11 protein-coding genes are annotated in these 14,667 nt (G+C 36.4%); all 11 read right to left on the bottom strand.

All coding sequences use genetic code 11. The features are described from left to right. Positions 1 to 20: 20 nt before the first annotated feature. Positions 21 to 401, bottom strand: coding sequence for a cupin domain-containing protein (locus CSW08_RS01360; RefSeq protein ID WP_106658116.1), 381 nt, complete (start codon positions 399 to 401; stop codon positions 21 to 23). 3 nt (positions 402 to 404) lie between these two features. Then, a complete protein-coding gene (locus CSW08_RS01355; protein ID WP_203226829.1) occupies positions 405 to 2,492 on the bottom strand; it encodes a hypothetical protein in 2,088 nt (695 codons plus the stop codon). A 57-nt stretch (positions 2,493 to 2,549) separates the two neighbouring features. Next, positions 2,550 to 3,305 carry an SDR family NAD(P)-dependent oxidoreductase gene (locus CSW08_RS01350; RefSeq protein ID WP_106658115.1) on the bottom strand — a complete coding sequence of 252 codons (756 nt, stop codon included), beginning with the start codon at positions 3,303 to 3,305 and terminating at the stop codon, positions 2,550 to 2,552. A 32-nt stretch (positions 3,306 to 3,337) separates the two neighbouring features. After that, positions 3,338 to 4,414: a zinc-dependent alcohol dehydrogenase gene (locus CSW08_RS01345; protein ID WP_106658114.1), complete on the bottom strand. Its 1,077-nt coding sequence runs from the start codon at positions 4,412 to 4,414 to the stop codon at positions 3,338 to 3,340. Positions 4,415 to 4,436: 22 nt separating this feature from the next. Further along, the gene (locus tag CSW08_RS01340; protein ID WP_106658113.1) at positions 4,437 to 5,465 is read right to left on the bottom strand and encodes an SMP-30/gluconolactonase/LRE family protein; all 1,029 of its coding nucleotides are present in this window, start codon (positions 5,463 to 5,465) and stop codon (positions 4,437 to 4,439) included. A 23-nt stretch (positions 5,466 to 5,488) separates the two neighbouring features. Then, positions 5,489 to 6,961 (bottom strand): CoA-acylating methylmalonate-semialdehyde dehydrogenase, encoded by a 1,473-nt coding sequence (locus tag CSW08_RS01335; RefSeq protein ID WP_106658112.1) that lies wholly within the window; start codon positions 6,959 to 6,961, stop codon positions 5,489 to 5,491. Between the two features lie 106 nt (positions 6,962 to 7,067). After that, positions 7,068 to 8,009, bottom strand: a complete 942-nt coding sequence (locus CSW08_RS01330; RefSeq protein ID WP_106658111.1) for a sugar phosphate isomerase/epimerase family protein — start codon at positions 8,007 to 8,009, stop codon at positions 7,068 to 7,070. 12 nt (positions 8,010 to 8,021) lie between these two features. Continuing rightward, a complete protein-coding gene (locus CSW08_RS01325) occupies positions 8,022 to 8,471 on the bottom strand; it encodes a DMT family transporter (RefSeq protein WP_106658110.1) in 450 nt (149 codons plus the stop codon). Positions 8,472 to 8,621: 150 nt separating this feature from the next. Beyond that, entirely contained in the window at positions 8,622 to 10,562 is a 1,941-nt protein-coding gene (locus tag CSW08_RS01320) for an FG-GAP-like repeat-containing protein (protein ID WP_162495534.1), read from the bottom strand. Positions 10,563 to 10,635: 73 nt separating this feature from the next. Continuing rightward, entirely contained in the window at positions 10,636 to 12,900 is a 2,265-nt protein-coding gene (locus tag CSW08_RS01315) for an outer membrane protein assembly factor BamB family protein (protein WP_162495533.1), read from the bottom strand. 803 nt (positions 12,901 to 13,703) lie between these two features. Then, the gene (locus tag CSW08_RS01310) at positions 13,704 to 14,582 is read right to left on the bottom strand and encodes an IS982 family transposase (protein ID WP_106658080.1); all 879 of its coding nucleotides are present in this window, start codon (positions 14,580 to 14,582) and stop codon (positions 13,704 to 13,706) included. Between the last annotated feature and the right edge of the window lie 85 nt (positions 14,583 to 14,667).

The raw sequence follows: 14,667 nt of genomic DNA, 5'->3' as shown, positions 1-14,667 counted from the left end.
TTTGTACGGAAATCTAACTATTATTCAGGAAATGTAATATCGTCAAAGGTTTTATAATTATCAATATTGGTTGCAGGAGCAAAAAAACAAATGACCTTCATTTCTGTATCTCCCGTGTTTTTCAGCATATGGATTTTTCCCTGTTCAAAAAGAATGGCCGAGCCAGATCTCACATCGCCGACTTCATTTTCGATCATTACTTTTCCTTCACCATTAATAATATATATCAATTCCTCACTATTGGGATGGGAATGTGCAGGTCTCACCGTTTCACCTGGCAACACCCTGATGACGCAAACTGATAAATTTTTAGCTTGTAAAGAATCTTCATTGGCTAACCATTTCATAAATCGCCCAGGGTGGCTTACTTCTTCTACATCACTTTCATGTATTATTGTCATTTTCTAACTTTTTAGTATGTTAAGAATTTGTTTACTGAGCCTATCGGCATTTAACCCATAATGTTCTGCCAATTCGCTATAAGTTCCGGAATGGATATAATTTATTTCACCATCAACGGTTAGATTGATAGGGTGTATGTTTTTGGTATTAATTGATTCTAAATTTGAAAAAAGTACTTTTCTGAAATTTGTCCATAAATAACCATTATTCTGTTCAGCAATAAAAATAGGTTTTCCTGTATTGTACAGTTCGATGATGGTATTAGAATCAATCGAAGGCATATCGATGATATTCACACCAAATCCGTCAGCCAATAAAATATCACTGGCATCCATGGATTCAAAAACGCTTCTGCCACTTGTTACGATATAGGCATGAACTTTATCTCTTTGAACAACGGGGTAGGATTTTCCAAATTCAAATTTAAAATCGGCATTATAAATTACTTTAGAAGGCGCTCTTAGAATTCTTAGGTAAATAATCCCTTTATTTCCTTCTACAATCCATTTCATGATGCTCAACAATTGTTGTGGACACGAAACATTTATTATGTTAACATGAGCCGCCTCATTCATTAACAAGGCGTCATCATTACCCATGTGGGTAGCTCCGTTGGATTGTGTATCTAAATCTGCCGCAGTGACCACCATGGTATAATCAATGCCATGACCTTCAGACAGCCAGCCTTTAGATTCAATAATCTCTAATCTTTCTTGATGCCCAACAGCAATTCTTCTAAGTATTTTCCAATCGAAAAACGGACAAAAAGTACTTACCCAAACATTGGAACCAAGAACACTCAACGCTTCACCAATCAACATCATGTTTGCTTCTGCAACACCTACATTCAACGCCCTTCTTTTATCAACATGCCCCACTCCAGATTGAAGTCCGCTGGTAGATGCCAAATCAGAGTCAATTGAAAAAATACGTTCATCCAAAGCAAAAATCTTCATGGCACTTTCTATCACTTTGTCTGCCGCATAAAGCTTTCCATGTTCTAGTTTAGGCAGTTTTTCAGACTTATATTCTATTTTTTTGTTCCTTACATCAGCCTTCTTTAGTTTAACTTTAGCAGGTATATTGGATACTTTTTTTAACTCTGAACCATCCAAATTGAGTGCAAAACCCATTTGCTGTGCGTGTTGCTCTAAAACATTGGTAACCTCAGATAAATTTACTTCCTTTAAAATCTTATTGAAAAAATTGCAAAATGCTTTTTCCTTTTGTGCTCTAGTATTCTTATGAAAAGCTTCTTCTTGATCAAGCAATTCAGCGCCTAAGGTTGATTTGTGATTATTCATTAGGTTTGAAAATCCACCATGTCCTTTGGTTGATTTACAAATAATAGCTGTTGGCCTTCCGTCTCTTGGTTGATATTTAAACTGATGTAATGCTTCGTAAACTGTATGGTATTGTGTAGCATCAATTTCAAGAACCCTCCAACCAAAACTTTCAAAGTTTGCTCTTAAATTATGATAAGGAAAATGTAAGCTTGAAACAATGTCCAATTGGCCACCATTGTTATCTACCATTACACATAAATTCTCCAAACGCTTGGCACCTGCAAACATAACAGCTTCCCAAATGGGGCCTTCTTGTAATTCCCCATCTCCCGTTAATGCATAAACATCGAAATTTGTAGTTTGTTGTCCGGCAATTGCAAAACCTTGTGCCACACCCATACCTTGTCCCATAGGGCCTGTAGCAACGTGAACACCAGGAAGCACAGGTCCTGGATGACCATTGAGCACACTTGAAATAGATCTGGAATTTTTTAAAATTTCTTTATCAAAATAACCTAAGTCCGCATAAATGGAAGCCAACGTGGCCACGGCATGTCCTTTACTTAATACAAATTGATCTTGATCAATAGCCGTTGGGTTTTCAATATTGACATCGATAATACCCCCATAGAAAAGACTTACCATAGGAATCGTGGCCGAAAAAGCACCACCTATGTGAATGCCATTATCGATGGCGTGTCTGCATTGGTAAAGACTTAATAATCGGATTTCGGCATCCTTTATTTCAAGCAATTGGGTTATACCCTTATTGATTAGGTTTTCTTTATTTTCTAAATAAATCACTAGCCTCTATGTTTTAATGAAATTATTAATTATTTACTGATTTTAGTCTGATAAATTTTACATTATAGACCATCCACCATCAACAAAATAAGTGGCTCCAGTAACAAACGACGCTTCATCTGATGCTAAAAAATACATCACATTAGCAACTTCCTCAGACGTTCCCATTCTATTTAACACACTCTTTGAATTTAAGAAGTTTTCTGTTTCTTCAGGGTCTGGAGAATCGTTTATGGATCCTCTTAATAAAGGTGTATCAATAGCTCCTGGTGCCACACAATTAACCCTGATATTATTTTGGGCTAAATCAAAAGCCATACTCCTAGTTAATGTATCAATCGCCCCCTTTGAAGAAGAATAAGCAGCGCGTTCACCAACCGTTCTATAACCAAGAATAGAACCTGTATTTACAATAGCTCCTTTGCCTTGTTCAATCATCATTGGCGCAAAAGCATTGGTCATATAGTAAATTCCTTTTAGGTTGATATTATATAATTTTACCCAATCTTCTTCGCTACACTGTAAGATGCTACCCCTTACTTCTAGACCAGCATTGTTGATAAGAACATCAGCCCTTCCAAAACGTTCTTTTGTCTGTTTTTCTGCCTCTTTTATTTGTTCATTATTTGAGATATCACACAGGCAAAAAATAGCGTCTTGTCCCATGCTTTTAATTTTTGCTTCTGCCTTTTCTCCTTTTTCTTTATCTATGTCTATGATTACGATATTATAACCGTTTTTTGCAAATTTTTCTGCAGCTGCAAGGCCTAAGCCAGAAGCACCGCCACTTACAATCATTACTTTGTTACTCATAATTAGTTTAGTTTAATAGTTTTTTATTCTTATTATAACCCATTTGGTTTGGTCGCCACTTTAATGGCTCCATCTTCCCGTTTCTCAAAAATGTCCAACGCTTTACCAAAATCCTTTAGGGCAAACCGATGTGTCATCAATGGTGTTAAATCGATTCTTTTATTTTGGAGCAGTTCAATGGTCGGTTGCGCCGTATTGGGATTGGCCCTGTTGCCCACAATCTCAACTTCCTCCAAAACAATTCTTTTTAATGGAAGCGAAGGGTCTGAATGCGGAATACCAATAACTGATACAACACCACCCTTAGATACAGCTAAACAGGCTTGGGTAATTGATTTGGACGTTCCCGCACATTCCAAAACAGCCGGAACACCTCTTCCATTGGTTAAATCCTTTATTTTTTCGACAACATCTTCTACCCTGTAATCAATGGGAATAGCTCCTAATTCCTCGGCTTTCTTAAGTCTTTCTCCATTGCCCGCAGCGAATATTCTTCCTGCTCCCATGGCTTTCGCACATAAAATGGCCATTAAACCTTGTGGACCTGTTCCTAAAATGAGAATATCGTCACCAGGCTGCATTCTAGATCTTTTTACAGTATATAAAGCAATGCTTAATGGATCGACGCATGCAGCATATTCAAGAGACATGTCATCAGGAACTTTAAAGATGCTTTTTACTGAAGACCTCATGTATTGCGCATAAGCACCAGGTGTATAATGACCATACTGTCTATGACCTTTGTTCTCGTTTCCATAATTTAAACAGATATTATATCGTCCTTTTAAACACATTTCACAATAGCCACAGCCACAATGGGAAATGCCGCAAACTCTATCGCCTTCATTCCAACCTAATTGTGAAGCTCTTTTTCCTGTTTGTACAATGGTACCAGACCATTCGTGCCCGGGGATAAAAGGATAACCAGTTGGCCAAAAATTAGGAAAATCGCCATTAATTATATGTGGATCTGTGCCACAAATAAACGTCGTGTCCACTTTACAAATAACCTCATCTGCATCGGGAATGGGAACGGGCACCGTTTCTATTGAAAAATCCCTGACTCCTTTTAAAACAAGAGCATCCATTTCTTTTGGTAATTGCATCATTCTTTTTTTTATTATTTAATAATTATTTCCAATGAACCATGGGTAAACCAGGCACTGGAGATTTAAAATAGGGAATATTTTTTCCTTTAAGAGAACCGATATAAACCGTTCGCAAATCAGGGCCACCAAAGGTCACACTAGCCATCCAAGGTGCAATGCCTTGACCCGTAGCGAAAAGAACGTCTTCTGTGACACTGTTGCTATAAAATGCCTTTTCAAGCGCCTCAACCTTTACTGGATCACCTTCATCCAAGAGCGTTTTCATATCGCCTTCTGGAGTTAAAACGAACAGCTTATCTGAATACACAGTGGTTCCCCATAGATTTCCATAATCATCAAAGGCAATGCCATCTGGCCAAGCACCTTTTCCTAGTTTGCTCGGTCCAAAAATTTCCCTATCAACCAAATCGCCATTTTCGGTAAGCCTCATTCTAGTAATACAACCGCCTGTTGTTTCCACAATATATAAATATTCTTCGTTTTTATCGAATCGTATTTCATTGGTAAACCCAAATCCATCGGCCATAATCCGAAAAGCACCATTTTCATATCTGGCGACATATCCATCTTTAAGGTCATGCTTTAAAGCATGCATCCAATTCTTGGTTTTGGTAGAAATAGTTATCCAAATTCTGTTTTTAGAATCCCTTAAAACAAAATTAACTTTCCCTATTTCTTCACCTTCTATTTTATCGGCCAATACTATGGTATGTCCAGTTCGTGTCATACGTTCCAAACGATCCGTGCCAAAATTCGAAATTAATATATCACCATTATCGGCGAAAGCCAAACCATTGGGCAAAGTTCCCTCTAAATATCTTGTAGCTTCACTTTTAGCTGCTCCAAAAAAATCGGAACCGGTTTGCGTTATCAATTGTTGCGAACCGTCTTTTGAGATTCTCATCACTCCGCCTCTGGCATCAGCAACCCAAAGCGAGCCATTAGGTTCTGCCAAAATACACTCGGGTCTTTGTAAGTCTTTCCCTATAGTTTTTATATCTGAATGGGACAATTCAAAATTGTCCAAGGGATTATCTTTGTAATTAGTCATAGCTTAATATTATATTCCCCATTTTAAAATTTTCTTGACCACTCTTTTGGCCATCTTTCTATAACCACTTTTGTTTGGGTAAAAAATTCTATAGCATGGCGACCTTGACCATGTAAATCTCCAAAGAAACTTTCATTCCATCCGCTAAACGGAAATTGAGCCATAGGAGCAGCGACACCAATATTAATCCCTATATTCCCAGCATTGGCTTGATTTCTAAACTTTCTGGCATTGGCTCCACTACTGGTAAATAAACAAGCCATGTTTCCATAACGGCCACTATTGATAAATTCCAGAGCATCATCAACCGATTTTAGTTCAATTAAACTCATCACCGGTCCAAAAATCTCAGTTCTTATCACCTCTCCATGTAAAGGCAGATTTTGTAATATGGTTGGCTTTAAAAAATTACCATTTTCAAACCCCGTGATTTTTGCATTCCTGCCATCCAATAATAGATTAGCGCCTTCTTTAACGCCTTTATCAATTAAATGTAAAATCCTATCCTGACTATCTTTTGTAATTACGGGACCCATTTCCACACTTTCATCCAAACCATATCCTGTTGTTCGGGCTTTAGCCATTTCATAAAGTGCCTCTTTAATTTTGCCATTATCACCAACCGTTATGATATTGGAAGCCGCAAGACATCGTTGACCGGCACAGCCATAAACACTATCGATAATGATTTTCGCAGACATTTCTAAATCGGCATCAGGCAATATAACAACAGGATTTTTTGCACCTCCCTGTGCTTGAACCCTTTTACCGTTAGCAGCTCCTTTGGAATAAACATATTTTGCAATATTTGTGGAACCCACAAAGCTTATCGCTTTTACTTCTTTATTTTCCAATAATTCATCGACTGATTCTTTACCACCGTGAACTAAGTTTACTACACCCTTGGGCAAATCAATTTGATCCAGCAGTTCAAATACCTTCATCATGGTCAATGGCACTTTTTCTGAAGGTTTAAGAATAAATGTATTACCACAGGCTATCGCATAGGGCAAAAACCAGAATGGAATCATTCCAGGAAAGTTGAAAGGTGCAATACAGGCACAGACTCCTAATGGTTGACGAATCATAAACTCATCAATACCAGAAGCTATATTCTCTGAAAATTCACTTTGCATTAAAATTGGCGTTCCACAAGCAACTTCTACATTTTCAATGGCTCGCTGGATTTCACCTCTAGATTCATTCAGTGTTTTTCCACATTCTTTCGTAATTATTCTAGCGATGTCTTCTGCATGCTCTTCTAATAAGGTCTTTAGCTTATAAAGAGGCTGAACCCTTCTCATGACAGGCACTTCCCGCCATTCCTGATATGCTTTTGAAGCTATTTTTACCGCTTCTTGAACATCTGAAATGGTATTTTCGCCATAAGGAACTTTAGCTAATACTTCTTGTGAAGCAGGATCAATGACTTCAATTGAATTTTTTTCCCTACTGCTTAACCATGATCCTCCTATATAATTTTTTAATATATCCATAAAATAATTAATTAATAAGGTTTCTAAACGTTTAATCTAGAAACCTTTAAATTTTTCTTATAAACTTGAAACTAACAACAAACTGAAATACAATAACTTATTAATTTCAACTAAATTTGTAACCTAATTTTTTCAGGTAATCTCTTGAAATTTCAGCAGCCTCAAAGGTGGTATGTATTGGTTTGACCCTTCTATCATAATCCAACTCAAACATAATGGCACCAGCCATACTTGGCCTTTCCTTTTCTAACTGTTTTAATATTTTTTTTATATTAACCTCACCCTCTCCCAACGGAGCATATCCTAAATAGCCATTATCCCCACCTTCATAATCCTTAAGATGTACATGCTCTATTAATGACATAAAATCATTACATATTTTAACGGGATCTGCACCACCTTTTTGGAGCTGACCAACATCAGGCCCAAATTTCATATATTCCGTGTTTACATTTTCCATGATAAAATACACTTCCTCTTCGGTCTCTATGGGCGTACCTGTATGCGGATGAAGTGCACATACCAAACCAAGGTCGGTCACCGCTTTCGCATAGTCGTTCATGGATTCCACCATATATTTTTTATGCTCTTTGTAATCATAGTCCTTTCTATTGATGCTAGACGGACAATATTCAACGACTTTACCCCCAGCTCTTTTAAGAAGTTTAGTCCACTTTATTAACTTCTCAAGCTCTTCCTTTTTTTTGGATGGATCTAAAACATCAGTCATACAAAAAGCGGATGTGATTGGTAAGCCCGTTTTATCAATAAGGGCTTCCAATCCCCCACGTTTTTCATCATAATCCTGAATGACATTTCCAAATGTTTCGAAAGAATGATATCCCAACTTGGATAAATCGGCTAATGCAGGCTCTAGATTGTCTGGACCATAGCCCCACAAAATAAAAGTTGCTCCAATATCAAATTTCTTTTTAAAATCTTCAGAAAGCCCCATACTGGTCAAAGTAGGTAGAGCCAATAATGACAAACCCCCTAGACTTGTTTTTTTAACAAAATCTCTTCTGGAAAATTCAAACTCTTTACTCATAATTTATATTTTTTATTTAGAAAAAGTAACCAATCCTGCACCACCTATTAGCAGTAATGCACCCAACACTTTTGTGGTTGAAATAGGTTCTACGGGTGCGCCAAGCCATCCATAATGTGACATCACCATGCCTGCTATCACTTGACCTGCTATCATTATAACAAATGCTGGTGCAGCCCCTATTTTTGGAATAATCCATGCGATTCCAAATACCAATGCAGCCCCCATGGCACCTGCTATCAATAGCCAAACAGGGACTTCTTTCAGTCTAACAAATACTTCTGGGTCCCAATTGGTAGCCCCAATGATGATTGCAGTAATTCCACCAATACACCAAAAAATGGCATTTCCCATTTGTGGGTTTTTAACAATCGCTCCTACTTGCGAATTCATTGACAAATGCACTGCCAACACGACGCCTATTAATAACATTAATACATAAAGATACATTTTTGGTTTCATTTTAAATTAATATTTAGTTTAGTATGGTTCTATAAAAACAATATTTTTAGGTCAATTCATATAAACAATGTCAGTTTTCTAAATTAATAATTATTGTCGATACATGCTAATCAGGTATTTGAAGCAACAAATAACATCAAAATCATGGTTCTATTTTTTTGTATTGTTCCAATAAATAAACGTGCCGTTGTTTGTAGATGTAATAATATCTACAGTGCCATTATTATCAAGATCTACAGCATCAACTTCTGAACCAACTCCAGAACGATTATGTATGAGTTCTGGAATAAATTCAGCGCCACCTGGAGCTTCTTTATTCCTGACAGTTTTATACCAATATAATACAGGAGGGCCATAGGTATCTGGATCCAAATAATTATCTAAATGAGTAAAATACCGTTTACCAACAATAAAATCCTCAATGCCATCACCATCAATATCAGCAAAAGTAGCTCCGTGAGCCTGTGAAAATGTGACACCATCCTTATTGTTGAATTGGTAATCATCACTTATCATGTGCCTGACAAAAGTAATTTCCCCACCAGCATTCTTTTTTTGCTCATACCATGCTAGCCCAAAACCATGAGCATTTAAATTTGTAACCACATCATTCAAACCATTGCCATTGACATCATAAACTGCCATGATGCTACCACCAATCCCACCAGACCGCTTTCCATATCTGCCAAATGCTACGGGATGGTATGTCCACGTTTTGGTACTATCCAACACAGCTGGTTGTTCCCACCATCCTACGGCATTCAATATATCAATTCTTCCGTCATTATTTATATCTCCCGTTCCGATACCATGAGCTAAATGATATCCTTGCTCTGAAACATTATATTCTTTCCATGCTTTAGTTGGATCATTTTCATTAGGCTTAGCATAACGCACATGCCCATTGGCACCATAAATCAACTCTGGTTTACCGTCGTTGTCTATGTCTTCAAATGCCGTTATTTCGCCTTGTCTGGCACCGGGAAGAATCTCATAACTTTCCCAACGTCTATGTTCTCCTTTTGGATTTATATAAAGTAATGATGAAAAAGCAGTGCTTAATACATCGGGCCAACCATCATTATTAAAATCATAGGCATCCTGAACTCGGTTATAGGCAAACTGTAAAGAAGGGCTTCCCGTAATGGCAGGGAAAATTTCAGTACGTTTAGTGAAATCGGGTCCGTAATAAATATAGGGACCAGCAACTATATCTAAATTTCCGTCTTTATTAAAGTCGGCTGCATCAGTTGCCCATGAGTAGTACATATCGCTTATTCTCTGGATTTTAAATCTTTCTGAGGTTTTTTCAATCGGGGTTTCTTTTATGGATAAATCCTTTAGCATAATATTTTTGAACTGAACCTCTCCATATCCTTTAATATATAGAGCCACAGGACCATAACCATCTTCATCTTTTTCTTCTCCCATGGTCCCTCCAACTTCTCTTCCATCGTTCATAAAAGTCCGTATGGTGTTAACATCCACATACGCTTCCAATTGATTCCATTCTCCGTTTACAAATTCTGTATTCACCTGTTTAACGGGAAGATCGCTTGGTACTTGGGGTGGCGAGTTAGATCTTCTACTTTGGTTTTGGTTAGCATCTTCTTTTACGGGAGGGGCTATTCGATAATTTATACCTCCTGCCCTCGCCAGCTTTTCCCGACCAATCTCATTACCCTGCATATCAAAATGAATGTTAAACAAGGATAAATCTCCTGTTCCATCAACAGACATCAAAACGGCATCTATAGTGTTATCGTTTTTTTCAAATCTAAAAAGCAACCCTGTTTCAATCATACTGTTTCGTTTAACAGAAACTTGGAACGCAACATCTTGATAAGACTCATTAAAAGCTAAAATCCCGGATTGACTTTCATTGTCTGTTTTTCCAATAATACTTCCATCGTTAGCACTCCACTTTGCAGAACCGAGACTATTCCACCCATCAAGAGTAGATTCTTTGAAAAGATAATCTGGAATAAAAGTCATTGCTTTTAAATCTTGTAAATCCTTAAAATCTTGAGAAAAAGCACTACATGCAATTAAGAAAGATACTATTAAGGCTACATATTTTTTAATATACATAAGATACATTTTTACTTATTATTTATAATGAGTTATACACCATAGATACAATCTCAAGCTCCTTTATAAAGTATTATTTGTTAGGCAATGCATAAACCACATACCCCCCTTGCGGTTCCTTACCGTCATTGATTTCATCTGCATTTTTACCAACCCGTACAGGTGTGGTAGCAGTTATTACTAAGTATTGTTTGTTATTCTCTTCGTACATGGCCGGAAGACCTTCAGATCCAGTTGGCAATGTTGCACTCCATAATTCTTCGCCATTATCAGCATCAAATGCATAAATCTTACCATCCTTAGATGTTGAAAAAATCAATCCGCTAGACGTTACAATCATTCCGTTCCTTTGAGCTCTCATTAAGCCCGTATTTTTAAACCCTAATTTATTGGCATCAGGATCCTCTCCCAATGCTCTTTTCCATTTAATCTCTCCTTTATTTAAATCGTATGCCATAATTTCAGACCAAGGTGGGTTAATGATATAAGGATACTCAAGACCCCATTGATACATATACAAACGTTCATGGTCTATTTTAACACCTTCAGGATAAGGAGCTCCGTAGCGCCCACCACTATTCTCTACTTTTCTTTGTTCTAATCCACCTGGAGCACCACCAACTTCTATCACAGGACCCGTTGGCACTTGGGTTTCTTCATTATTTCTGGTTGTTTGATTCTGATTTAAACCAGATAAAAAATTATAAAGATCTTCCAACTCTTCTGTTTTTAAATGGGAATAAGATGGCATGTCACCTCGACCCGAAAATAAAATTCTCTTAAAATCATTCATATTCATTCTTTGACCCAGATTTACAAGTGCAGGGCCAGCTATACCTTCCCTATTTTGTCCATGACATGTTGCACAGTTCTGTTGATAGAGTAAAGAATTCCCTCTTGCAACACGCATACTGTTGTTTTTCTCTTGTATTTCATCTAGAGTCATCAATTTTTCATAAAATGATGGGTAATTCATTGAAATCACATATACCATGCCTTTGCCTGGATTCGCGGCTGTCATTCCCCAATTAACCCCACCTACTGCACCTGGAATTGCTAATGTGCTATTTTTATTGGAAAGTGGTGTATAAAACCCTATTTCAGCACTATCTAATTTTTGCTCCCATTCTTTTCGCTCTTCAGCACTTAGAAACACTAAACTTAAATCTTCCTTTTTCATTTCTTGCTTAGATATAGGCGGCACAACCGTAGGAAATGGTTGTGTTGGCCACGCTTGTTCCCCAGCAATTTTACTTGGCAGAACTGGTCGCTCTTCAATAGGCCATAAAGGCTCACCTGTTACCCTATTAAAAACAAACATGAATCCATTCTTAGAAGCAACTGCTACCGCATCAATTTTTTTACCGTCATGTTTAACCGTAATAAGTTGGGGAGCGGCCGTTAAATCATAATCCCATATATCATGGTGAACGGTTTGAAAGTGCCATATTCTTTTGCCTGTTCTGGCATCTAGTGCCAAAATACAGTTACCAAACAAATTACTTCCAAGGCGGTCTGCCCCATAATAATCGTAGGTTGGTGAGCCTAAGGGATAATAAGCAATGCCTCTTTCTTCATCTATGGAAATCTCTCCCCATGTATTAACACCCCCAACATATTTATACGCATCCTTTGGCCAAGTATCATACCCATATTCTCCTGGTTGGGGAACGGTATGAAATGTCCATTCCAATTTACCTGTTACTACATTAAAAGCTCTCAGATACCCGGGGGGAGAGGAATATTGTTCTCCAGGAGATGATCCTAACAAAATTAAATCTTCAAAAATTTTACCAGGTGTTGCGGACTGAACCCTAGAAAAAGAATTTGGATCTCTTCCCAACCCCTGTCTTAAGTCTACCAAACCATTTTCACCAAATGAGAGAATGGATTTTCCCGTTGTAGCATCTATAGCCTGTAAATAGCTATTTATTTGGAATATTAATCTTTTATCTTTTCCATCTTTACTTTCCCAATAATTTATGCCTCTTCTGGTAATTCCAGATAAATTTGCATGAATCCAAATTTCCTCTCCAGTTGTTGCATTTAATGCTACAAGTGAATTGTTTTTTGCCAACACATACATGTGATTGTTTGCGATTATTGGATTAAATTGGTAAATCTTATTGTCTCCAGTTGGATAGAACCAAGCAACTTCCAAATCCTTTACATTGGATTTGTCTATTTGATTTAAATCGACATATTTAGATTGATCTGGGCCACCCCCATAATCCTTCCAACTTTTATGTTGGCTATCTTCGTTTTTATTACAGCCTAAAAGAGTAAAAAGTATTAAAATTAGACCTGACTTTATTATTGGATTTAAGTATAATTTCATGTTAGTAAATGAAATTACGGAGAGATCAAAGTTTTTGATTTTCATAAAAAACGATAGAGAATTATAGTTGGTTAAAATAAAATATATGGTTCTTGTTTAAATCTTCCATCATTCATTTTCATCTTCACAATAAGGTTTTTTATAACACTTAAAAAGACCTTTAAAATATATTGCCTCCATCTCGGGCCGTGTAGCCATCTTTCAAAATTGTCTCTTGATCTTTTTCAAGATTTACTCAATCCGCAAACTTTTAATCAAAAAATAAGACTTTAATTTTTTTTTAAAAGCCATGATTTATTTGATAAGGTCTATAATATTAAGAATAAAAAGTATTTAATATTACCATATGTTAAATATTTTAACAAAAAAATAAGAAAACCGAATTAAGGAAAGTCATATGCCCTAATAACATAAAATTTTGAAGAAATGTAAGAGGCTTACAAGGTTAAGTCTAATGCTAGTAAGATATTATTTATTTATTCTACTCTTTTAACTAGAAAAGTGGTAGTTTGATTATTTGACACCAATTGCTTTATTATTTCTAATTAATATAGTTCCACACATACAAATCCATGATTATTTAGAATGCTACAAATGGTATCAAAATGTTTTCTGTGAAATGATTATGAGTAATATTCGTTAATTATACTAAAGTTATCAACTTCTCCTAGTGGGGAAATAAAACAAAAATATCACTTTGAGTGATAAAAATTAACTTTATAGCTCATTTTCACTCTGCTGTGGGAAGTTAACAACTTCTCATCCTACAATTCTAAAATAATTACATTAACTCGTTGTGCATTTTAAATAATGCTAATTTTAATATTGTTGATGTTTCTATCAAAAATAAACTTATTGATATATTGAATTGTTGTAAGGGCCGCTATTTTAGATAGGATCCTAGTCTTAAATCCTCGAAAAGACTTGGCATAATTACGTCTTATCATAAATTGGTCACATAATTGTGAGAACAATGTCTCTATTCTTTTTCTCTTTTTTCTGAAAATGTAAGGTTGTTTTTTATAATCTTTTTGATTGCTTCTCATAGGTGTATTTAGCTTTATGTTACAGGTTTCAAACAAATTGAGCTGTATTTCTGCTGATAGATACCCTCTATCTCCAATTAAAGTGCAATCGCCCATTTGTGCTTTAATGTCCTTAAGGTAATTGACATCGTGTACCGATGCAGGGCTCAAATCGACACTTTGAAAAACACCTTTAATAGAACAGACGGCGTGCAGCTTATAACCATAATAATTGGAACCTTGGGAGGCACAATAGCCTTTGTCAGGAAAAGCATAGGCATCCTCTTTACAGACTCTCGAACGGGAACTTCGTGATAATTTACAAACCTCTAAAGGCATACTGTCCACTATAAAATAATCTTCAAATTCATTAAAATGAGAGGCTAATCTTAATCGGATATCATCCATGTAACCTACTAATTTCCGTCTTCTTCGATTGTAGACGCTCCTGTCTATTTTTGAGGCAATAATGACAGGGAGCTTTCTAAATAAATCATTCTCACTATCTATTCCCATAAATTCAGCTGTTAAGCTTAAACAAATCAGTTCCAAATCACTCAGCTTCGGTCGACGTCTTTGATAGTCCAAAAGTTGTTCTTTTGATATTTTTTGTAATACTTCCAATATTCTTTCGTAATTTGCATTTAAGTTGTTCATAATTAATGTTTTATCGCTAAAACAATTTACTGATTATCAGTAATATGGACAACTTTTTTCTTTTAAATCATAATGCACAACGGGT

It is taken from the genome of Confluentibacter flavum (genome assembly GCF_002843175.1).
Lineage (GTDB): Bacteria > Bacteroidota > Bacteroidia > Flavobacteriales > Flavobacteriaceae > Confluentibacter > Confluentibacter flavum.
The sequence above is the reverse complement of the archived record's forward strand: the minus strand, read 5'-3'. Positions and strand labels throughout refer to the sequence as shown.

Bases quoted from the DNA above. Each gene is read 5' to 3' on its own strand.
- CSW08_RS01330 (WP_106658111.1), bottom strand. From the start codon at position 8,009: ATGAGTAAAGAGTTTGAATTTTCCAGAAGAGATTTTGTTAAAAAAACA.
- CSW08_RS01350 (WP_106658115.1), bottom strand. From the start codon at position 3,305: ATGAGTAACAAAGTAATGATTGTAAGTGGCGGTGCTTCTGGCTTAGGC.
- CSW08_RS01325 (WP_106658110.1), bottom strand. From the start codon at position 8,471: ATGAAACCAAAAATGTATCTTTATGTATTAATGTTATTAATAGGCGTC.
- CSW08_RS01315 (WP_162495533.1), bottom strand. From the start codon at position 12,900: ATGAAATTATACTTAAATCCAATAATAAAGTCAGGTCTAATTTTAATA.
- CSW08_RS01360 (WP_106658116.1), bottom strand. From the start codon at position 401: ATGACAATAATACATGAAAGTGATGTAGAAGAAGTAAGCCACCCTGGG.
- CSW08_RS01320 (WP_162495534.1), bottom strand. From the start codon at position 10,562: ATGTATATTAAAAAATATGTAGCCTTAATAGTATCTTTCTTAATTGCA.
- CSW08_RS01340 (WP_106658113.1), bottom strand. From the start codon at position 5,465: ATGACTAATTACAAAGATAATCCCTTGGACAATTTTGAATTGTCCCAT.
- CSW08_RS01345 (WP_106658114.1), bottom strand. From the start codon at position 4,414: ATGATGCAATTACCAAAAGAAATGGATGCTCTTGTTTTAAAAGGAGTC.
- CSW08_RS01310 (WP_106658080.1), bottom strand. From the start codon at position 14,582: ATGAACAACTTAAATGCAAATTACGAAAGAATATTGGAAGTATTACAA.
- CSW08_RS01335 (WP_106658112.1), bottom strand. From the start codon at position 6,961: ATGGATATATTAAAAAATTATATAGGAGGATCATGGTTAAGCAGTAGG.